The 21298-nt window shown below is 54.5% G+C and carries 23 protein-coding genes; 8 read left to right on the top strand and 15 right to left on the bottom strand.

What is annotated here, in order from left to right:
• Positions 1 to 6: 6 nt before the first annotated feature.
• The 11 genes from DCH402_RS08435 to DCH402_RS08385 form a co-directional block, all read right to left on the bottom strand.
• Positions 7 to 663, bottom strand: coding sequence for an ABC transporter ATP-binding protein (locus DCH402_RS08435; protein WP_050583282.1), 657 nt, complete (start codon positions 661 to 663; stop codon positions 7 to 9).
• A gap of 98 nt (positions 664 to 761) precedes the next feature.
• A complete protein-coding gene (locus DCH402_RS08430; protein ID WP_040000694.1) occupies positions 762 to 1010 on the bottom strand; it encodes a hypothetical protein in 249 nt (82 codons plus the stop codon).
• A gap of 189 nt (positions 1011 to 1199) precedes the next feature.
• Complete coding sequence (locus tag DCH402_RS08425) at positions 1200 to 1607, bottom strand: hypothetical protein (protein ID WP_040000693.1); 408 nt, start codon at positions 1605 to 1607, stop codon at positions 1200 to 1202.
• 326 nt (positions 1608 to 1933) lie between these two features.
• The gene (locus DCH402_RS08420) at positions 1934 to 2326 is read right to left on the bottom strand and encodes a hypothetical protein (protein WP_040000692.1); all 393 of its coding nucleotides are present in this window, start codon (positions 2324 to 2326) and stop codon (positions 1934 to 1936) included.
• Positions 2327 to 2703: 377 nt separating this feature from the next.
• Positions 2704 to 3192 (bottom strand): Hsp20 family protein, encoded by a 489-nt coding sequence (locus DCH402_RS08415; protein WP_040000691.1) that lies wholly within the window; start codon positions 3190 to 3192, stop codon positions 2704 to 2706.
• Between the two features lie 298 nt (positions 3193 to 3490).
• A complete protein-coding gene (locus DCH402_RS08410) occupies positions 3491 to 4786 on the bottom strand; it encodes a purine-cytosine permease family protein (protein ID WP_040000690.1) in 1296 nt (431 codons plus the stop codon).
• 198 nt (positions 4787 to 4984) lie between these two features.
• Positions 4985 to 5992 (bottom strand): 5-oxoprolinase subunit C family protein, encoded by a 1008-nt coding sequence (locus tag DCH402_RS08405; RefSeq protein WP_040000689.1) that lies wholly within the window; start codon positions 5990 to 5992, stop codon positions 4985 to 4987.
• A complete protein-coding gene (locus tag DCH402_RS08400) occupies positions 5979 to 6863 on the bottom strand; it encodes a 5-oxoprolinase subunit B family protein (protein ID WP_040000688.1) in 885 nt (294 codons plus the stop codon). Before DCH402_RS08400 ends, DCH402_RS08405 begins: the two co-directional genes overlap by 14 nt.
• A 1-nt stretch (position 6864) precedes the next feature.
• Complete coding sequence (locus tag DCH402_RS08395) at positions 6865 to 8250, bottom strand: acetyl-CoA carboxylase biotin carboxylase subunit (protein WP_040000687.1); 1386 nt, start codon at positions 8248 to 8250, stop codon at positions 6865 to 6867.
• 53 nt (positions 8251 to 8303) lie between these two features.
• Positions 8304 to 8552 (bottom strand): acetyl-CoA carboxylase, encoded by a 249-nt coding sequence (locus DCH402_RS08390; protein WP_040000686.1) that lies wholly within the window; start codon positions 8550 to 8552, stop codon positions 8304 to 8306.
• Positions 8553 to 8581: 29 nt separating this feature from the next.
• Positions 8582 to 9364, bottom strand: coding sequence for a 5-oxoprolinase subunit PxpA (locus DCH402_RS08385; RefSeq protein ID WP_040000685.1), 783 nt, complete (start codon positions 9362 to 9364; stop codon positions 8582 to 8584).
• A gap of 128 nt (positions 9365 to 9492) precedes the next feature.
• Between DCH402_RS08385 and DCH402_RS08380 the strand changes: the two genes are divergently transcribed.
• On the top strand, positions 9493 to 10407 hold the full coding sequence (locus DCH402_RS08380; RefSeq protein WP_027712352.1) for a LysR family transcriptional regulator: 915 nt from the start codon (positions 9493 to 9495) through the stop codon (positions 10405 to 10407).
• Here the strand turns inward: DCH402_RS08380 and DCH402_RS08375 are convergent.
• Positions 10404 to 11585 (bottom strand): MFS transporter, encoded by a 1182-nt coding sequence (locus DCH402_RS08375; RefSeq protein WP_040000684.1) that lies wholly within the window; start codon positions 11583 to 11585, stop codon positions 10404 to 10406. The genes DCH402_RS08380 and DCH402_RS08375 overlap by 4 nt on opposite strands.
• Positions 11586 to 11682: 97 nt before the next feature.
• Here DCH402_RS08375 and DCH402_RS08370 point away from each other — a divergent pair, with 97 nt between their 5' ends.
• The gene (locus DCH402_RS08370) at positions 11683 to 12174 is read left to right on the top strand and encodes a MarR family winged helix-turn-helix transcriptional regulator (protein WP_040000683.1); all 492 of its coding nucleotides are present in this window, start codon (positions 11683 to 11685) and stop codon (positions 12172 to 12174) included.
• 103 nt (positions 12175 to 12277) lie between these two features.
• On the opposite strand, the gene ompX is transcribed toward DCH402_RS08370, so the two are convergent.
• A complete protein-coding gene (gene ompX, locus DCH402_RS08365) occupies positions 12278 to 12781 on the bottom strand; it encodes an outer membrane protein OmpX (RefSeq protein ID WP_040000682.1) in 504 nt (167 codons plus the stop codon).
• Between the two features lie 595 nt (positions 12782 to 13376).
• On the opposite strand from ompX, the gene rhtA reads away from it, so the two are divergent.
• Together rhtA and dps are read left to right on the top strand one after the other, a co-directional pair.
• On the top strand, positions 13377 to 14258 hold the full coding sequence (rhtA, locus tag DCH402_RS08360) for a threonine/homoserine exporter RhtA (RefSeq protein ID WP_040000681.1): 882 nt from the start codon (positions 13377 to 13379) through the stop codon (positions 14256 to 14258).
• Between the two features lie 198 nt (positions 14259 to 14456).
• Positions 14457 to 14960 carry a DNA starvation/stationary phase protection protein Dps gene (dps, locus tag DCH402_RS08355; protein ID WP_027712357.1) on the top strand — a complete coding sequence of 168 codons (504 nt, stop codon included), beginning with the start codon at positions 14457 to 14459 and terminating at the stop codon, positions 14958 to 14960.
• Positions 14961 to 14964: 4 nt separating this feature from the next.
• Here dps and DCH402_RS23280 read toward each other — a convergent pair whose 3' ends face one another.
• Positions 14965 to 15093 carry a hypothetical protein gene (locus DCH402_RS23280; RefSeq protein ID WP_264085398.1) on the bottom strand — a complete coding sequence of 43 codons (129 nt, stop codon included), beginning with the start codon at positions 15091 to 15093 and terminating at the stop codon, positions 14965 to 14967.
• A 371-nt stretch (positions 15094 to 15464) separates the two neighbouring features.
• Between DCH402_RS23280 and glnH the strand changes: the two genes are divergently transcribed.
• The 4 genes from glnH to DCH402_RS08335 all read left to right on the top strand — a co-directional run bounded on the left by glnH (position 15465) and on the right by DCH402_RS08335 (position 19668).
• Positions 15465 to 16211, top strand: a complete 747-nt coding sequence (glnH, locus tag DCH402_RS08350; RefSeq protein ID WP_027712358.1) for a glutamine ABC transporter substrate-binding protein GlnH — start codon at positions 15465 to 15467, stop codon at positions 16209 to 16211.
• A 101-nt stretch (positions 16212 to 16312) separates the two neighbouring features.
• Entirely contained in the window at positions 16313 to 16972 is a 660-nt protein-coding gene (glnP, locus tag DCH402_RS08345; RefSeq protein WP_040000680.1) for a glutamine ABC transporter permease GlnP, read from the top strand.
• A complete protein-coding gene (gene glnQ, locus DCH402_RS08340; RefSeq protein ID WP_012770192.1) occupies positions 16969 to 17691 on the top strand; it encodes a glutamine ABC transporter ATP-binding protein GlnQ in 723 nt (240 codons plus the stop codon). Before glnP ends, glnQ begins: the two co-directional genes overlap by 4 nt.
• Before the next feature lie 276 nt (positions 17692 to 17967).
• Positions 17968 to 19668, top strand: coding sequence for a DUF1349 domain-containing protein (locus DCH402_RS08335; RefSeq protein ID WP_040000679.1), 1701 nt, complete (start codon positions 17968 to 17970; stop codon positions 19666 to 19668).
• Positions 19669 to 19835: 167 nt separating this feature from the next.
• Here DCH402_RS08335 and DCH402_RS08330 read toward each other — a convergent pair whose 3' ends face one another.
• Positions 19836 to 21113: an acid phosphatase gene (locus tag DCH402_RS08330; protein ID WP_040000678.1), complete on the bottom strand. Its 1278-nt coding sequence runs from the start codon at positions 21111 to 21113 to the stop codon at positions 19836 to 19838.
• Positions 21114 to 21298 lie beyond the last annotated feature (185 nt).

The raw sequence follows: 21298 nt of genomic DNA, 5'->3' as shown, positions 1-21298 counted from the left end.
CCGCACTTACTCCGCAATCAGCACGCCGTCTTTCATGCGGTAACGTCGCTGTAGCCGTTGTGCCAGTTGCTCGTCGTGGGTCACCATGACAAGGGTTAATGCCCGCTGACGGTTGATGTTCAGTAACAGGTTGAGGATTTCTTGCGCGGTTTCGGCATCCAGGTTGCCGGTCGGCTCATCCGCCAGCAACACGGAGGGTTCACCGACCAGCGCCCGGGCCAATGCGACCCGTTGGCGCTGCCCGCCGGACAGCGTTGCCGGGCGTTGCAGGCGATACGGATACATCCCCAATTCGCCCAGAACGCCGACAGCGCGGCGGCGGGCCTGCACCACGGGAATATTCCGGTACAACAGCGGCAGCGCCACGTTATCCAGCACGTTATGACTGTCCAACAAATGAAAATGCTGGAACACAAATCCCAGTTTTTGATTACGCAACCGGGCACGCAAGCCTGCGGAACACAGCCGGATATCGTCACCATCCAGATGATAACTGCCCTGCTGTAGCGGCTCCAGCAGCCCCAGCACATTGAGCAGCGTACTTTTGCCGCTGCCGGAGCGACCAAGAACGGCACAGGTTTCCCCATGCCGGAGATGTAATGAAAGCGAATGCAATATGGTCGTTTCACCATAGCGGTGCTGCAAATTCTCAATCCGAATCACAAGTATAGGTTTCCCGTCCACATTCCCAAGAAAAGCAGTGAGCGACAGCTACCAGAAAATACGGTAAATGGACCATCAGGGCACATCGATCATGCTGATTACGTCAAACTCGTTATAGAAATGCTTATCTTTCTCCCGGTATTTTTCGCTAGCGCATCTTTTACCGAATCATTTGCCGAAACTTTATAAAAAACGACATGGAGCTTTATCGGCCGGGGAGCGGCGGTAGTCGCGGCAATAGTGCCTTCCAGATAACCATCATACAGGTAATACTCCGACTTCTTATCGCTAAACGCTTTTTGATCCATTCTGGAAATCGTGACGAAATACCCGGCTGCATTTCCCACATGCGTATTCTTAGAAAAGGCCTCTTCATTCTTTCTTTGCTGCAGCCATCCCCGACGATACGAGAAGCAACGCTATAACAGAAAGCAATCTTTCGATATATTTCATCATTCACCTCTGGTGAATTAAATACCGTATTTCACATTCGTGTATGGATCGTATCAATCCTGATGAAACCACACTGCACTTACTTAATCAGGCACGTCCGACTTAGTTATAAAAACGGCCGTCTGATCAAACCGCATATCCTTTGATTTATTAGTCACTTTACTTACATTACTTACACCATTTTTGCACTGAACTTTAGTATCGTTACTATTCCCGGGAACAAAAACAACATGCATAACGGCAGGATGGTCCCCGGGCAGTTGTCGCCCATGATCACTACCCAATTCAAATGAAAATACATTCGCTATCATTTGATTATCTTTTCGAGATATAGCCAGACAGTAACCGCTGGTATTCGCTACATACGTTTTAGTTTTACCTGTTTGGTATGGCTTGAGTACACCACCTGAACCTGAGTCCGCCTGTACCATAGCGGCAGACAATAGGCTCCCCGCGACAATGAAAGAAAAAAACCATTTACCATATTTCATAATTCACCTCTGATGTTGGAGATTGTGATAACGACCAGAAAAAACCTTTTATACCCTTCATACTTCAAGTTACAGATGTGTTGGCTGTGCTCGTTCACCCGAATCACTTACCTGAGTAAGCTCATCGGGGTTCACTCACTTGCCGCCGTCACTGCAACTCGAATTATTTAGGGTATATTCCCTAAAATTAAAAACACGAAAAAATTAGCTCACACTATATTTATTACTTCAAAAAATAAAAGTTGTAAAAACCGCTAAAATATAACTAACCGCTACGCAAGCAAGCACCCGGTGTCATTTTTATTTTTCGACATTACCAATGCCTGTTAGTACTGTACAGTACTCGTTATTGCTACCGCTGGGCCATCTAACTTCAGGTGTTTTTTCCCTTTCATATAAAAAGCACCCCTACAAGGATTATTGCCAATATGGCCATCCTTACTGTCAGGCACATAAAAATCAACATCGACATAAACAGGATGCTTTCCCATCACGGACTCACCACTATCATCTTTAATATAGATGCGCGGTAAACTTTCACCGCCCTTGAAATCACCACTGAGATTACCACCGTCTTTACGATAAATAACAGCACAATAACCACTTTCGTTAATCACATAAGTATCGCCATCATATAGATTTTTGTCCCTAGCCTCAGCCATACCTGACAAAAGGAGAATCGACGTCACACACAACACCCCACCATTTACATATTTCATGAGAGCACCCTTCTAAGTTAAGTTTAATATGAATAAAACCCTCACAAAGCGTCACATCCATACTCTGAATCAGAATTTTCACCTGTGAGTTTCAATACATCCTTATTACTTATTACAGTATTACACTTTTATTCAATCAAATCGCTTTGCCTATAAAAGTATTTTAATATCATCCATATCAGTATCGGAATACTCCCAACTATTGCATCAGAAAATCTATCACCATAAAACCAAAGAGAATAAATATTTCCATACAGAGACAGATAATCTGCAACGATTCCGGCAATATCAGGCAAGCACTCTTAAATATTACTTATAAAAAAGCCCCGATAAAAATCGGGGCAAAAAAAAGAAATCATAAGAAGGGATAATAAAAATTAATGTTCATGTTCCAATGCCTGAACCCCCGCCTGATTGCGGTTTTCAATGGCAATTTTTTTCGGCTTTTCGTTTTCCGGAATATCCTGTCGCAAATGAATAGTCAGCAGGCCATTTTCCAGATGCGCGCCTTCTACCTTGACATGTTCCGGCAGTGAATAACTGATGCTGAAATCGGTGCGGTTGATGCCGCGATACAGCCAATTCTCCTGCTCCTGCTGCTCCTGCGAGACTTCGTCCTTATGTTTACCGCTGATGGTGAGCTGACCGCCCTGTGTATTGATCTCCAGCTCCTCTTCGCGCCAACAGGGCACGCTGACCGTAATGCCGTAGTGCGTATCGTCAAGCCGGCGGATGTCGTAGGATGGCGTAGCGGTAAGCGGGGTATCACCGGTTAATTGGCTGAACAGCCGGTCGATACGGTTAAAACGATCGGAGAACAGTGCGTCGGTAAAAGCCGGAAATAAAGACACGGATTTGAATGCCATAGTTAACCTCCTGAATATATCGTGACACACATTCAAAAGTGCAAACCGCAAGGCAACAATAACAATATTGTCTTGCTTTCGTTATTTCATATATACCCGTCATACTTCAAGTTGCAGGTGTGTTGGCTGCGTTCGTTCACCCGAATCACTTACCTAAGTAAGCTCATCGGGATTCTCTCTCTTGCCGCCTTCCTGCAACTCGAATTATTTTGGGTATAGATCCGTATGCGATTTTTTCAAGGCCAGCGGCTAACAAATTAGCCGGTGAAGTCAGGCGGGCTTCCCTGCCCCGCCACTCTCAGGCGTTACGTTGATCCGGCAATAACCGGTACAACGCCAGCGCCACCACAAAGGTCACCGGTGCGGAAAATGACTGTAACAGCGCACTGCCATGCATCAACGCGACCCCGGCAATCACACTCAGCAGCCAGGCGACAAGGCCGGTCGGATTCAACGCTCGTACCGTCGTCGGCGCGGCGCGTCCCCCGAGAATATGCGCCAGCGCCACACCGACCCACGCCACCACAAACACCCCCTGATAAGCCAGCGCTTGCAAGATATAGGCGAACACATCCGCCAGCATCAGCACATAGACCGCAACCCCCACCACGCAGGCCCAGACAATCTTGCGATAGCGCATTCGAAACAGTCGGTCAAAAAACACCTGCATATTGACGGTAGCCAGATAATAGTTGGCGGTATTGATGCGTGTTTGCGTCACCCACACGAACAGTAACCCCCAAAAACCGAGCAGGTTAAGGATATTGACTACCACCGCGGTTTCACTGACGCCATTCTGCTGGGCAAAACTGCTGACCAGATAGATACCGACCGCGCCATTGAGCAAAAAGGTGATCAGATAGAACGGCATACCGAAGTTGATGCGCGCGTGGTACTGGCTGTCTTCCTGACGGCCGAAGCGGGCATAATCAAAGGTGTACATCATTAAGATCCACACCCCCATGTAGTAGGTAAAGCAGTTCCACCAGCCGTAGGCAGGCGGCGACGCCGGACCGAACGACAACCATTGCGGCTGATAGCCGTAGTGTTGGATAGACACCACCACCGTCAGCGCCAGCCCGAGCAGGTAAAACGGCAACAACACGCCGTTAAACTTGTCCAGCCAATGCTGCACGCTGCCGAAAATCAACGGCACGCTGTAAAGCACCACCAGCAGCGCCGCCCAGTGATAATCCAACGCGGGAAACAGGTGATTAATCGCGAACGCGATCACCGAACCTTCAAACACCGCGTAATAAATCGCGGTAGAGAAAAAGATCAGCGTCGCCAGCGCAGAGCCGGCCTGGCCGAATAACTGGCCGGAAAATGCCGCTACCGACAGGCCGCTACGGATAGCAAAACGGCTAATCACCGCATTGATCACGCCGTAACACACCACGGACAATGCCATGCCGATGATGGCGTTGCGTGCGCCATAATTCAGCGCCAGCGACGCCCCCACGACAATATAAAAAATAGCGCTGCACACCGCCCACCAGGCCATGGTCAGCGATAGTTTTCCCATGCGCTCCGTTCCAGACACCGTATCGGCAGGCGTCACCACCGCCCCTTGTACCCCGGATATTTCCGCCATACCCCCTCCACAGACCTGTCGTTGATGTATCTTGATTGACGTTGATGATCCTGCCGCAGCAGGTTTTGAGGCCGAACGCACCCGCCGTGACGGCAATACCGCACGGTCAGTGATGCATTCGGTAGAGTCAGACACGCCCCGCCGATACCATTGGCCCTGGTGTTGGCGCGGGGTGCAATCCGGCGGGGCTGTCTGAAATCAGCGCGTTAACAACTGTTCCAACCGCTCAAGGCGGTGGCGATAGTGCTGGCGGGCAAGTAATGCGTCCTCCAGCGATACCGGCGTAAAGCGAACGCTATAATGTGGCTGTAACTGCCCGATGAGGTCCAGATCGCTGCTGATCACCGTCCCCAGCGTCATGTAGCCGCCGCCGGATACCGCGTCGCGTAACAGAATGATCGGCTCCAGTCCGCCCGGCACCTGCACCGAACCGATGGGGTAGCAGGCATCCACGATATTGGACGGGTCTGAGCCTGCGCCAAATGGCGGTGTACGCGGTTCAAACGCCAGCGGCGCGCCGCCTTTCAAACGATAACCGATGCGGTCGGCCTCGGTGCCGACCCGCCACTCGTCGGCGAAAAACTGCTCGACGGCGGCCGGGGTGAGCCGATGGATATACAGCCCGGTCACCATACGCAACGTCACCTGCTTCTCCAGCGGTGGCAGACAATCCGCCGGCACCGTCATATCGGGGGCGACCTGGCGTATCGGCATACCGACCGGCAACACGTCGTTGGCGGCCAACCGCCGCCCCTGATAACCGCCCAGCGCGCCGAGCGCATAGGTTGAGCGACTGTCCAACACCTCCGGCACCGCAATCCCGCCGGCAACCGCCAGATAGGCGCGGCAGCCTGCCGTGGTCGGGGCGAACCGCAACACCTGGCCGCCACGCACCGCAAAGGTGGTATTCATCGGCATCGCTTCGCCGTCCAGCAACGGCGACATGCGTGCGCCGCATACCGCCACCATCGCATCACCTTCAAACTGTAATTCCGGCCCCAGTAGCGTCATTTCCAACACCGCCGCCTGTACCGGGTTTCCCACCAGCAGGTTCGCCAACCGCAGCGAATACTGATCCAACCCGCCGGATGGCGGAATGCCGAGATGGTAATACCCCTCGCGGCCGGTATCCTGTATTGAGGTCGCCAGTCCGGGCCGGATAACGTTGATCCGCACGCCCGAGGTCCGCTCGCTACTGCGCTGCATACAGCACCCCCTGAAGATAGTGTTTATAGCCGGTTGGGTCGGCGAGGAATTTATCCAGCTCAAAGGTGACCGGGCGAATACGCAGGCTGAAGCGCCCCGTCGCCACCGCCTCGACATCCTGCTCATAACGCGCCAGATCGATAGGCTTAAACTGCACGATGTCGCCCGCGCGGAAAAACACCATCGAGGGTTGCAAGTAATCCAGCCGTTGTTCCGGGTCGTAAATCGGCGCCGGGGTCACACCAAACAGCTGATAGCCGCCCGCCCCGCGTACCGAGTAGATACAGCCGAAACAGCCGCCATGCCCCAGCGACAGTTTGGGGGTATCGGTGCGCGGTCGCAGGTATTTCGGCACCTGAAGCTGTTGCGCCTGCTCGACCATCTGGAACATGAACGGTAATCCCGCCACGAACCCCACCATCGACACAAACCACGGCGTGCCGCTGTGCGCCGCAATAAATGCCGCCACATCCTGATAACCGTTGATTCGGGCGGCGTATTCCAGATCGGTGGCCGCCGGCTCCTGGTGACGATCACGAAAACGCATCAGGGTGTCGTGGGTCCAGGGGTCGTTATACAGCACCGGAATTTCGATGATGCGCGTGTCGAGCACCGTCATCGTCTGCGCCTGGCTTTCGGTCTGTCGCACCTGCTCCAGCAACGCCTGTGGTGCGATGACGTCTGGATTAAAGCGCGCCTGAAAAGAGGCGTTGGCCAGGCAAATATCCAGTACCCCAGGCAACGCCTGCTGTTCCAACGCACGGGTCATCGCCAGCCCGCGAAAAAATGCGCCCAGCGACATCGCCTGGTCAATTTCGGCAAACAGGTGCTCATCACCGCCGAAGGTGTAACGTATTGCGGGAAACGTCATCTCAGGCCTCCTTCGTCAGCGGCAGCGTGTCGGTTTCCCGCACCTGTAGCCAGCTTTCCAGCGAGGTGGTATCAAAGTGACCGGCGCGCAGCCGGGGATCAGCCAGCAGCCACTGGTGCAGCGACTGCGTCGTGGTCACACCGCCGATGCGCAACTGGCGCAGCGCCTGTTCAGCACGAGCCAGCGCCTGCGTACGGTCCGCACCCGACACCACCAGTTTTGCCAGCAGGGAATCGTAATACGGTGGGATGCGGTAACCGCTAAACAGATGGCTGTCGATACGGATACCGGGGCCTTGCGGCCACGTCAGCGTGTCTACCACGCCGGGACAAGGAAAAAAGTTACGCGCCGGATCTTCCGCATTGATGCGCATTTCACAGGCATGTCCGCGCAAACCAATCGCCTCCTGCCGCAGATCCAGCGGTTCACCACCGGCGATACGCAGCATCCACTGCACCAAATCGACGCCGGTTACCCGCTCCGTCACCGGGTGCTCGACCTGAATCCGCGTGTTCATTTCGATAAAATAGAACTGCTCTCGCTCGGTATCGAACAGGTACTCCAGCGTACCGGCGCTGCGATAACGCAACTGTTGCGCCAGTTGCAAGGCGCTGCGGCACAAGGCGTCGCGCTGCGTCGATGAAAGCGCCGGTGAAGGCGCTTCCTCAAAGACTTTCTGGCGGCGGCGTTGCAGCGAGCATTCACGTTCATACAAATGCACCGCCCGTTCGCCATCCCCCAAAATTTGCACTTCAATGTGGCGAGCGTGGCGAATAAACAACTCCAGATAGACATCCCCACAGCCAAATGCCGCTTTCGCTTCGCTTTGGGCGATCGGCAATTCCCGCTTTAGGTCGTCCTCATTATTCACGACCCGAATCCCGCGTCCGCCGCCGCCTGCCGCCGCTTTGATCAGCAATGGATAACCTATCTCCGCCGCGGCCTGCAACGCCGCCTCCAACGACGACAACACCCCGGAACCGGGAACCACCGGCACCCCGGCGGCCTGCGCGGTGCGCCGCGCTTCGGCTTTGTCACCCATCAGGCGGATGGTTTCCGCCGTCGGGCCGACGAACACCAGCCCGGCCTGCTCCACCGCTGCGGCAAATGTCGCATTCTCGGACAAAAAGCCGTATCCCGGATGCACCGCCTGCACTCCGCTGTCTTTGGCGGCTTGCAGCACCGCGGCCTGATTCAGGTAACTCTGGTCGGCGCGCGCCGGCCCCAGCAGTATCGTTTCATCCGCCAGACGCGCGGGCAACGAATCGATGTCGGCTTCGCTGCAGGCGGCTACCGAGGTCATCCCCAGACTGCGTGCGGCATGAATAATGCGGACGGCAATTTCCCCCCGGTTGGCGATAAGCAATTTTCTGATCGGCTGACGCATCGTCGCTGCCCTCCTGATGACGTAATAATTAGGCTGTATGGTCGTGTTGAGCGTTATTCATCGATTTTTATGATGGCTATAACCTGGCCCGGCTCTAACGCATCCCCGTCATTGACACAAAACGAGACTAACTCCCCTGCCTGTTCGGCATAAATTTCACTGAACTGTTTCATTACCTCAACCAACCCAATTACCGTATTCGCCGTAACCGCGGTATTTTCTTCAATAAATACCGGGGTGTCCGGCGCGGGTTGGCGATAAAAAATACCCGGTAAAGGAGAACAAACTTCATATGTTTTCATTAGTCCCACTCCTTGTAATTCGTTATCAATTACCAATGATTAACACTATTTTGCAGTGGCGAACGCACGTGAATATTGGCGTTATTCAACGCCTCTCGCGTCGTTTTAATTAATGCCAATGCGCCGGGTGTATCGCTGTGAATACACACCGACTCAAACTCGACGGAAATATCCTCGCCATCGATCGAGGTCACCTTGCCCTCTAAGCAGGCACGCACCACTTTTGACGCCACCCTGGCCGGATCCAGCGCGCCGACGCGACGGGTGAAGACGATAGAACCGCTGGCATCGTACTCTCTGTCGCCATAAAATTCACAAATAACAGGATGTTGTAACTTTTTCGCTTCCTGCCATACCAAGGACCCATGCAGACAAAATAACCGTAATTCAGGGTCCAGCCGGTGTAGGGTTTCGACAAACAATTGCGCAGCCGGGCGATCTCGGGCCAAATGCATATACAGCGCACCATGCGGTTTGACATGCTGCAACGGTAATTGATAAAGCCGGGTAAATTCCCGCAATGCGCCCAGTTGATACAGAATGTCATTGACCATTTCCTGCGGCTGACTATGAATATGCCGCCGGCCAAACCCCACCAGATCGCGAAACCCGGGATGGGCCCCCACCGCTACGTCATTTTCCCTGGCCCATTCAATCGTCTGCCGTATCGTTGTCGGATCGCCGGCGTGAAATCCGGCGGCAATATTGGCGGAACTGATATAAGGCATAATCTCCTGGTCGACGTCATCGCCTATTTTCCAGGGACCAAAGTTTTCGCCCATATCGGAATTCAGATCGATTTCATATTTCATAATTATTTCTTATTTGTGATGGTTTTGTTTAAAAATAATATAGAGCCACAATTTTCCATTCGGAAAGACGTATTTTCAGAACGTTCACTATCTGAAAAACAGAACGCTCACTGATAAAGGAACTGGTTATGGTGACATTGCGTCAGATCCGCTACTTCATCGCCACCGCCGAAACGGGGCAAATCTCACAAGCGGCGATTCATCTCAATATTTCGCAGTCAGCGGTGACGACGGCGATTCAGGAGCTGGAAAACCTGCTGGGAAAACCGCTGTTCCTGCGATCGGTGCATGGCATGACGCTGACCGAGAACGGCAGCTACTTTCTCAATCACGCCTACGCGGTGTTACGTAGCGTTGATGACGCGATGAACATTCCGCTGACCGATAATCGCATCAGCGGTTCGCTCAATATCGCCGCCAGCTATACAGTGATGGGCTATTTTCTGCCCTTTCATCTGCAACGGCTGTCAGACGGTTTTCCTCACGTCGCCATTCATCTCAACGAGCGCGAGCGGCAGGACATCGAACAAGGATTGCTGGACCGTTCTCTGGATCTCTCGCTGGTGTTGACCGCTAACCTCACGCACCCGGAAATCACCTCGGAAACACTGTTCAACTCGGAACGGCGCTTATGGCTGCCGAGCCGCCACCCGTTATGCGACCAACCGGAAGTCAGTCTGGCGGATGTCGCTAACGAACCCTTCATCATGCTGACGGTGGATGAAGCGGATCACAGCGCCATGCGTTATTGGGAATTGAGTGGACATCGCCCGAAGGTGATGCTGCGCACCAGTTCCGTTGAAGCGGTACGCAGCATGGTGGCGAATGGACTGGGTGTGGCGATCCTGTCCGATCTGGTGTACCGCCCCTGGTCACTGGAAGGGCGGCGCATCGAAACGCGCTCGCTGACCAACAGCGTTCATCCTATGAGTGTCGGACTGGCCTGGTATCGTGATGCGGAATTTACTCCGGCGATGCAGGCGGTGCGGGAATATTTCCGCAACCTGTTCCTGACGCCGCAGTTGGCATTTTCGCGCCGTTAAGCCGATTCAGTCATCCGATAGCGCGGCCCAAAACGCAGCGCCATCAGAATCAGCGCCGCCACGCCTGCCGCCATCACCTGCCAGGCTTGTTCCAGCCCGCTGGTATACTGCCTGATGACGCCGGCCAGCAGCGGCATCAGGCTGGCTATCAGGTAACCGCCGCCTTGTACGAACCCCATCAGCGCCCCGGCCTGGCGCGGATCATCCACCTGATCCAGCGCGATAATCAGCGACAACGGAAACAGCGCGCCGATCCCCAGCCCCAGGGCAATCATAATCGGCAACACCAACGTCTGCGGCGCCAGTATTAGCCCCGCCATACCCAGCAGCAACAGCAGCAACACCGGCAGCAGCAGATAACGCCGGTCCGGAAAGTGATTAATCAGCCATGAAACCACTAACCCGGCCACCACTTCGGTAAGCGTCAAACCGCCCAGCAACAGCCCGCTATGAGCGGGGCTCCAGCCAAGCTGGGTGTAATACGGCGGCAGCCAGGCCAGAACCAATGTATAGGCACCGGTGCCGATGCCAAAAAAGATCATCAACGCCCAGGCCCGGTTGCGCGACGGCGCAGACCTGTCGTTTTTGCGTGGTGCAGCCTGGGGGAGTGGGTCAAGCGAGACGGTGATCATCCAGGCAATGGCCGCCAGCGTCGCCAACCCGCCCCACAGAGCCAGTGCGCCATCCCAATCGATAATATCCGCCAGTGGAGAAATGCTGGCGGCGGCCAGCGCGGCGCCGCCCATAATCGCGGTGGTATACAATCCCATCAGACGACTGCTTTGCCGGCTGAAACTACGGCGTAAAAACGATGGCATTAAGGCCTGAATCAACGCAATGCCGATACCGGCCATCGCCGCGGTTAACAACAACCCGATTGTACCTGTAAGCCAGCAGCGCAGCAGACAGGCAACCGCGATCCCCACGATACCGATGCCGATGCCTCGGTATTCCCCCAACCGGGATTGTAGCCACCCACCATAGAGCGCGCAGAGGCCCATCGCGAATACCGGCAAGGTGGTCAACAGGCCGGCTTGCGTATCTCCCATACCGGTAGCCGCCTGAATGCGCGACAGTAAAGGACCGACGCCGGCCAGTACCGGCCGCAGGTTTAGTCCAAGCAGGATGACGGTGGCAACAACAAAAAACCGTGACCTGGTACGAATCGAGTGTGACATAACGCTCCCTATAACGTCCTGATGCTTGAGCAGCCGTATCTATTATCCGTATAATATCTTCACAAAAAGAATCTTAACGTCAAGATAAATTACACTTATGACAACTCGGGCAGATAACGCTTACGAACAATGGCAACGAGAAAGGCCAGACATTGATCCCTTCCCGATGCAACTACTGGGAAGGCTGTTTGAAGCCTCATTGCGACTTGAACGGGATCACCTCAATCCGTTATTCGCACGCTTCGGTTTACGTCCTGGGGAGTTTGATGTACTGGCGACGTTACGACGTAGCGGAACACCTTATGCGCTGACGCCGACGCAACTGTACGAAACGCTGATGATGTCATCAGGCGGCATGACGAATCGCATTGATCGGCTGGAACAGGCCGAATGGGTGGCGCGTCAAAGCAACCCGCAGGACCGACGCGGCACGCTGGTGACACTGACGGAAAAAGGGCTTGCCTTGATGGAGACGCTGCTGACGTTGCATGTCGAGAACGAGCGGCAGTTGCTGGCGTCGTTAGATGACGAAGAACAGCATCAGCTCAATCAATTACTGAGGAAATTGCTGGCGGGTTTGCCGCAGTAATAATAAAAAATCCGCCCGTTTGGGCGGATTTCTCAGCACACGGGGTTTAACGCCCGTGCCTCACGCTGCTGCGTTCACGTCATGCGCGAAATACAGCAGGCAATTAGAAACGGTAGCCTACGCCCACGTTCCAGCTGCCTACGTCAACGCTACGGATACGGCTCTGCTCGTAACCGACATCAAAAGCAACGTTCTGAACCGGGTTGAACTGCAGACCCGCACCGTATACGAAGCCGGCATCGCTGGTGCTGTTGTTGGAAGAACCGTTGGTGTTGTTGGCGGTAAATTTAGCTGCGCTCACACCCACCAGACCGTAGATGCTCGCCCAGTCATTGAAACGGAAAGACGGACCAGCGCTGAAACCGTAGTACTGCGCTTTATTGTAAACACCGTCGGTAGTCTGGCTGTCTTGCAGGTAGGTGAAAGAACCCACCACGCCAAACTGGTTGTCGAACTCATAACGGTACTTCAGGTTGAAGCCCGGCAGTTTGTTCATTTGACTCTGAGCGTCGCCCTGAGCATAACCAAGAGATACAGTGCTTTCACCAGCCACTGCGGAACCTGCGCTTACAGCCAGAACACAAGCTAAAGCGGAAAGACACGCGATTTTTTCATAATATGCCTCGAATTATCTTACGAAAGAAGATTTAAGCGAGGCAAATATAACAAAAAATTAGGGCACATGCCGCCTGGTTATTATTTTTCAATTAGGCCAAACATGTAACAATATTTTTCAAAATCAAATTAACATATTGTTTTAAAAGTGAAAATAAAGTTCACTTCGACATAAAAAAATAAATAACACCTGCCGCGCCGATGCGGAGTTTTCTTAATTTTTTGATTAATTTTCAGGCTGATTTTATATCAAAAAAAGATTTTCAAATTGAGAGTAAATTAAGGTCAACAAGAGTAAACTAACCCCGAATAATTTGTTCATTTATTGCCTGCTTTTTCTGCTTGTCATACTGAGAGCCTATTCCAGTAGGCGTCATTGGCGCAGCCAGTTTGGACTCGGACAGCCGCAGAGACAACATGCAACGCATGTTGAACGGACAAAGCTCTTTGTCCGGCCCAACGGGCGAGCGCAGCGAGTAAACCGGAACGTACACGGAGTACGTGAGGATTTCGAGCACTGCCCAGGGCCAAAATGGCAAGTAAAATAGCCCTAATGGGATAGGCTCTCTGAATGTTAAGGCCCTGCAATGACCTTGATTCCCGCATTAAGAAACTCCGTACTGCTGCCGGTATTACTGATTGTGATCGCGATGTTGTCCATCCAGACCGGTGCCGCGCTGGCTAAACGGGTCTTTCCGCTGGTCGGCGCATCGGGCATGACGGCATTACGCCTGGCCATCGGTTCGCTGATTCTGTTGGTGGTGTTCAGGCCCTGGCGATTACGCTTCGGTTCAGAAAGGCTGCCGTTGCTGGTGTATGGCATCACCCTGGGCGGCATGAACTATCTGTTTTATCTGGCGTTGCGTACCGTCCCTCTCGGCATTGTGGTGGCGCTGGAATTCACCGGGCCGCTGGCGGTGGCGATTCTCGCTTCACGCCGCTTGCCGGACTTTATCTGGGTAGTGCTGGCCGCCGCCGGGCTGTGGTTGTTGTTGCCGCTTGGGCAACATATCGACAATGTCGATTTCGTCGGCGCCGCCTGTGCGGTTGGCGCCGGTGCTTGCTGGGCCGGTTATATTCTGTTCGGCCAAAAGGCCGGCGCCAACCACGGTGCCGGGACTGTAGCGATGGGCTCATTGATCGCCGCGCTGATATACTGCCCGGTCGGTTTACTGTTTTCCGACGCCAACACCCTGTTTTCCCTCAATGTCTTACCTATAGGTATTGCCGTCGCCTTGCTGTCCACGGCTCTGCCGTACACACTGGAAATGCTGGCGTTGACCCGGCTGCCGACACGGACTTTCAGTACGTTGATGAGTCTGGAGCCTGCCGTCGCGGCAATGTCCGGCATTCTCTTTCTCAATGAACACCTGACGCTCACCCAATGGCTGGCGCTGGCGTTTATTATCATGGCTTCGCTGGGCACCACGCTCAGCGTAAAAAAGCGCGTCGAACCCGTCGTTTCCTAAATAAACGCGAAGCTTATCGTCACGTTTTCCAAAACGTCGTTATTACACTCGGGAAATATCATCAATGGCCGCGCTGTCGGCGTCTATTCCTGTAATAGACCGAACTAAGCATCCTCTGCTTATACCGGCTGATATAATTCGTTCCGTTGACAGCCAGAATCATCATCAGTCATGACAGCAATTAAAGAGGATAATACTATGCGTACAGCCAAACTGGTAAAAGCCGCACCTACCGGCCTTATTTTCACCCGTAACGATCTGGACGATAACGTTAAAGCCTCGACCATCGCCCTGCTCAATCAGCTGGTCGTGGACTTTACCGATCTGTCGCTGATCACCAAACAAGCACACTGGAACATGCGTGGGGCCAACTTCATCGCCGTCCATGAAATGCTGGATACCTTCCGCACCTCGCTGATTACGCATCTGGACACCTTCGCCGAACGCGTGGTGCAGTTGGGCGGCGTGGCAACCGGCACGGTTCAGGTTGTGCACGAGAAAACCGCGTTGGGGAGCTACCCGCTGACGATCCACAGTGTGCAGGACCATCTGAAAGCGCTGGCGGATCGCTATGCGGTCGTCGCCAATACCGTGCGCAAAGCCATCAGCCAGGCGCAGGACGAAGATACCGCAGATATGCTCACCGCCGCGTCCCGCGATCTGGATCAGTATCTGTGGTTTATCGAAGCCAACATCGAATAATTCATCAATAATGACCGGCGGCCAGCCCGCCGGATTTCTTCAGGTATTTACGGCAATTCGCCCCTTTAGCCCATTTCATCCATGCCGTTTTCCGCAGATAAACCCACCGTTGCAGAAATGAAATAATATGCATTTTTTTTGCATCACCACGCAAATTGCTGGTATGTGCGCCAAAAAATGTACAAAAAATTAGCGCTTGTTAGCAATATTGCCCTTCGGACGTAATCAACGGTTGTGTCCCCTGCACAATTCAGTTATTCATAGCAGCGCGTTCCATAGGCGTTTCTGATGGAAGCACCATAATAAATTAGCGGGTCTACCCGTCCTGTTTTGGCAACGACTCCCCCTGTTTTATCCACCGCACTCTGAACGGCAGTACGGCGGTCGATCACAACCGATGTCAGGTCATCGGCCTCATGCCTGTATGCCAGAGGTTGACACAGCACATCCGCAAGGTGCGGTAAGACAGTGGAATATATAACCAACGAGAGGAAGGACGTTTTGATGAAATCGTTATTTAAAGCTTCACTGGCCGCACTTGCGCTGGCCTTTAGCCTGTCCGGTCAGGCAGCTGAGAAACCGCTGATCGTCGCGACCGATACGGCATTCGTACCGTTTGAATTCAAACAAGGCGATAAATACGTCGGTTTCGACATCGACCTGTGGGATGCCATCGCCAAGCAATTGAACCTGACCTACACCCTGAAACCGATGGATTTCAGCGGTATCATCCCGGCGCTGCAAACCCGTAATGTGGACCTGGCTCTGGCCGGCATCACCATTACCGAAGAGCGTAAACGCGCAATCGATTTCTCTGACGGCTACTACAACAGCGGCTTGCTGGTGATGGTGCGTGCGGATAATCAGGATGTTAAAGGCGAGCAGGATCTGGCGGGTAAAGTGGTGGCGGTGAAGAGTGGTACCGGTTCGGTCGACTACGCCAAAGCCAACATCAAAACCAAGGAACTGCGTCAGTTCCCCAACATCGACAACGCCTATCTGGAGCTGGGCACCAACCGTGCCGACGCGGTGTTGCACGATACGCCGAACATTCTCTATTTCATCAAAACCGCCGGCAACGGCAAATTCAAAGCCGTCGGCGACTCCATCAAAGCGCAACAGTATGGTATCGCGTTCCCGAAAGGCAGCGACGATCTGCGCAACAAGGTGAACGGCGCGCTGAAAACTCTGCGCGACAACGGCACCTACGCCGCCCTCTACCAAAAATGGTTCGGCACCGAACCGAAATAATGAGTTGAATAAAAAATAACGACCTGGCGATGACTTACGGTGCCGACGGCGAGGCCGTGCGGCACCGTGTTATTGCGGCGTTATATTGCTGGAGAATGTTCATGCAGTTTGACTGGAGTGCCATCTGGCCATCTATCCCCCTGTTGCTGGAAGGGGCCAAAATGACCCTGCTGATTTCCGTGCTGGGTTTGTTGGGTGGCCTAATCATTGGCGTACTGGCAGGATTCGCCCGCGTTTACGGCGGCTGGTTGTCCAACCGTATCGCGCTGGTATTTATCGAAATCATCCGTGGCACGCCGATCGTCGTGCAAGTGATGTTTATCTATTTCGCACTGCCGATGCTGTTGACATCGGTACGTATCGACCCATTTAGCGCGGCCGTGGTCACGATTATGATCAACTCGGGCGCCTACATCGCCGAGATTACCCGCGGCGCGGTGTTGTCTATCCATAAAGGTTTTACCGAAGCCGGCCTGGCGCTGGGGCTGTCTCGTCGCGACACGCTGCGTCATGTTATCGCGCCGCTGGCACTGCGCCGCATGTTGCCGCCGCTGGGCAACCAATGGATTATCAGCATCAAAGACACCTCGCTGTTCATCGTCATCGGCGTTGCCGAGCTGACCCGTCAGGGGCAGGAAATCATTGCCGGTAACTTCCGCGCGTTAGAAATCTGGAGTGCGGTGGCCGTGATCTATCTGGTGATCACGCTGGCATTGAGCATGGTTTTACGCTGGCTGGAAAGAAGACTGAAAATTATATGATTGAATTTAAAAACGTATCGAAACACTACGGCCAGACGCAAGTGCTGCACGACATCAACCTGAACATCAATCAGGGCGAAGTGGTGGTGATTATCGGGCCGTCCGGCTCCGGTAAATCTACCCTGCTGCGTTGCATCAACAAGCTGGAAGAGATTACCAGCGGCGAGCTGGTGGTGGACGGCCTGACCGTCAACGATCCGAAAGTGGATGAGCGCCTGATTCGTCAGGAAGCCGGCATGGTGTTCCAGCAGTTCTACCTGTTCCCGCACCTGACGGCGCTGGAAAACGTGGCTTTCGGCCCGATTCGCGTACGCGGCGCCAGCAAAGCCGATGCGGAGAAGCTGGCGCGTGAGCTGTTGGGCAAAGTGGGTCTGGCGGAACGCGCCCACCACTACCCGTCCGAGCTTTCCGGCGGTCAGCAACAGCGGGTGGCGATCGCCCGTGCACTGGCGGTCAAACCGAAGCTGATGCTGTTTGACGAACCCACCTCGGCGCTGGACCCGGAATTGCGTCACGAAGTCCTGAACGTGATGAAAGATCTGGCCGAAGAAGGCATGACCATGGTCATCGTGACCCACGAGGTGGGCTTCGCCCAGAAAGTGGCCTCACGCCTGATCTTCATCGATAAAGGCCGGATTGCCGAAGACGGTCACCCGGATGCGTTGATTTCGAATCCGCCCAGCGATCGTCTGCGCGAATTCCTGCAACACGTATCCTGATAGCACATTGACGGCGGCCCTGAAACGGGCTGCCGTCCACGTTGGCGTTGACACGATGCTGATCCCCTGACCGCCCGATTCCTTATGCCGAACCTCACTAACCGGGATACGAACATTTACCGGGATACGGACATTAACCGAGATACGAACATTCCGGAAACCAATCCAATAGATTTGGCATTTTTTACCGATTGCTATACGCTGCCCGAAGCCGTTACCCGTCATTATCAATATCACCTTTAAATCAACACGTTATCAGTTCACCAGGATGTACGCATGAAAACTACCCGTTCTCGCCTTTCCCGACGCCGACTCAGCGCCCTGATGGGCGGATTGCTGTTCAGCGCATACGGGTTCGCTGACGACGCCCACCCCGCCATCGACACACAGCGCTGCGCTGGCTCGGTTGCCTCAGCCAGCCTCATGGCCGTCGATAAGGACTCTCAGGAGCTGTCTTATCCAAAGATGAATGGCCTGTACCAGCGGCCGGCGGCAACCGGCGTCACGCTGGTCGGCGACAATGACGGCGAAGCCAATAAATACGTCGAGCCGATTAAAGGCGCAAAGGAAGGGAAATACCTGCTGTTACACGCCGGCGAGCACCTGACGCTCACCGGTCAGGGCTACTTTCTGATGCACTGGGAGCTAAACTATTTTAACCGCGGCGGCACCTTGCTGGCGGAAAATGCACCGCTGGTAACGGCCTCGCAAGGCATCATCAAAAAAGTGGCGTTAACCGATCGCTACGCACCGGATTACCGCCTTGACGGCACGCCCGGTCGCTCCGGCGTCTGGAACGCCGGCACCCAAACCAGCACCGGCAACCCGCTGGTTCCCTTTACCGTCGGCGCACCCGCCGGCAACGGCGAAGTGATGCCCAGCCTGTGGCTCAATGAAATTTTCTATCTGGACGGCACCGCGACCTTAACGCAGCGCGAAGGTACGGTGGATTACGACATCAGCATCACCCCGCTGACATTGACCGACGTCAACAACCGACTGGCGGCGACCCGCCATCGCATCAACGCCGCCACACTGCGTGACGGGGTCTCGCTGGATCCGTATACCGGCGACGATAAACCACCGTCGTCTCCCGATAGCCTGACGGTCGGGGTCGTCTCAAGTTCAGTGGTGCAACTGGACTGGAACGACTGTTCGGATAACGAGCGTGGCTTTATCGTGGAGTATTCTTATGCCGGAACCTTCGGCGAAGGCGCCTATGACACCACACCCCGCGCCTATGGTGCCGGTGCGGTCTATACCAGCGCCGAATCGCTGGGGCCGGGCGCGACTTCCGTCGAAGTAGGCACGCTGGCCCCCGGCACAACTTATGCGTTCCGGGTAAAAGCCTACAATCAGGCCGGAGACTCCGCCTACTCCAACGTGGTCACCGTCACCACTCCGCCCGCCGCCCCGCTCAGCGCCGACTGGACACAACAGGATATCGGCAAAGCCGCCGCCTCCGGTACAGCCAGCGAAGACCAGGACGTGATAGCGCTGGAAGCGCAAAACGGCGACATGTGGGCCGCCGGCGACAGCGTGAATTTCGTCTATCAGAAACTGAAAGGCGACGGCAGTATTACCGCGCGCCTGATCGACCTGCGCTACAGCGATCCTTACGCCAAAGCCGGCGTGATGATGCGCAACACCCTCTCCGAGAGCAGCGCTTACATGCTGACCGGCTATATCGCCTCTTCCGGCCCGATGTCGCAATGGCGCAGCAAAGAAGCCAGCGCCACCGGCAGCCGCGGAGCGTTCGCCAAATCCGAGCACGGCAGTCAACCCACCTGGTTACGGCTAACCCGCGACGGCAACGCCTTTATCTCCGAGGTGTCCAACGACGGGCAGAGCTGGACCACGCTCAATAAGACCATCAATCAAAATATGAACGATACGCTGTATGTCGGGCTGGCGCTTTCATCGCACAACAACAGCCACGGCAAAGTCAGTTTTGATAACGTCGGTATTACGCGTTAATCGCATCGGTTGCGGCTTGGTATGCGCAAAACGGTTTGGTATGCGCAAAAAAAAAGAGAGGCGCGAACTTCGCCTCTCTTCGAGCCTCTCTCAATAGGCTATTTTACTTGCCATGATTTCCCCCTTTTCAGGGGGAATCATCTTCATTTCTTCATTTCTTCATTTCTTCATTTCTTCGCCGCTGCCACCGCATCATGCAGGTTCAGGCGTTGCCAGAAATTGGCGTCCGGCCCGCCGGAAGATAACGGGTAGCCGTCGGCAATCGCGGTTTTCGCCATCAACGCCCGGCGCTGGGCAGCGCTTAACTGCGGCAACGGCCCTTCCAGCAGAACTTCCGCACCTTCCGGCACCTTGACCGGTTGGGCTTTCACCTTCGCCATCGGCAAATTGTAGGTCATGGTGTAACGGTAGAACGACTTCATCGCCGGGTCGGTGTACGGATCGTTTTTACCCTGCGGTTTGGCGCATTCGGCCAGCGTGGTGCCGCACGCTTTCTCCAGCGCAGCGCGCAACTGGGTTTTGGCTTCGTTGAACAATACACGGTATTTCGGGTCATTCAGGAAATGCGCCACGCTGCGCTGCGCCGTCATGCGCCCGCCGATGACATCCAGAGGGAAATGCACGCCCAACACCTGACGGGAATAGCCGTAAGTCGCGGCGCGGTCGAGAAGCGGCACAAAGCGTTCCGGCAGCATCTGCGCCAGCAACAACGCATCGTTATAGCCGCCGTTGGTATGGCCGCTGGGGAACGAACCGCCTGACGCCGTGTAACGGACGTTGTCTGCGACAACGGCGGTATCCGGCACCAGATGAATGCTATTACCCGGTTGTCTGAACGGGCGCGGGTAGTCAAACGCGTTTTTCGCCGCGGAGGTACTGACGTTGGTGGCCTTGATCAGCGCGGCGGCTTTCCCTATCTCACCTTTTTGATAAACATCGAGAAACGCCTTGCCCAGCTTCGGCCCCAGCGCTTCCGCCAGAGCATACAGATAACGGGTATTTTCCGCATCAATCAGCGCTTTTTGGCGCAACGCCAACGTCGACTCCAGATTGATGCGTTCCACCGTCGCCAGGTTTTTCTCCAACACCGCCGTGGGCAGCGTTCTGAACCCTTCCAGCAGTTTCACGCTGGCTTGCTGCTGGTCTTTCGGGTTGAACACATAACCGGTCGCTTTCAGCCATTTCATGTCGCCCTGCGGCTCACCCTGATCCGGCGCTTTATCCAGTACTGCGCGAGTCAGCTTCGGCGCGGTTCCCTGCAAGGCTTTTTGCAGGTATTGCTGCACCTGTTGCTGCATTTCAATCACCGGGGCGCTATTGCTGGCCTCGGTGGTGGTTTGCAGCACGCTGATTTGCGGCAGTTGGGAATCGCTACGGGATGCAGCCTGCGTCTGGGCTGCCGTCAGCGAGCACACCACTGCCATAAACACGTAAGAATAGCGCATGATATGTCCTTTTTATTGTCACGGATTATCGTCAAAGATAAGAAACCGCATCAGCCTAAGCGTTGCTGATGACAGTTCGGTGAAACTTTTTTAATAACAGGCACTTTCATTGCGGATACCGCCAGACCAGTATAGGCGCGGGTTCCCCCCGGCGCGAGAGAGCCGCGCCGGTTTAGCGATACAAA

Source organism: Dickeya chrysanthemi NCPPB 402, assembly GCF_000406105.1.
GTDB lineage: Bacteria > Pseudomonadota > Gammaproteobacteria > Enterobacterales > Enterobacteriaceae > Dickeya > Dickeya chrysanthemi.
The sequence above is the reverse complement of the archived record's forward strand: the minus strand, read 5'-3'. Positions and strand labels throughout refer to the sequence as shown.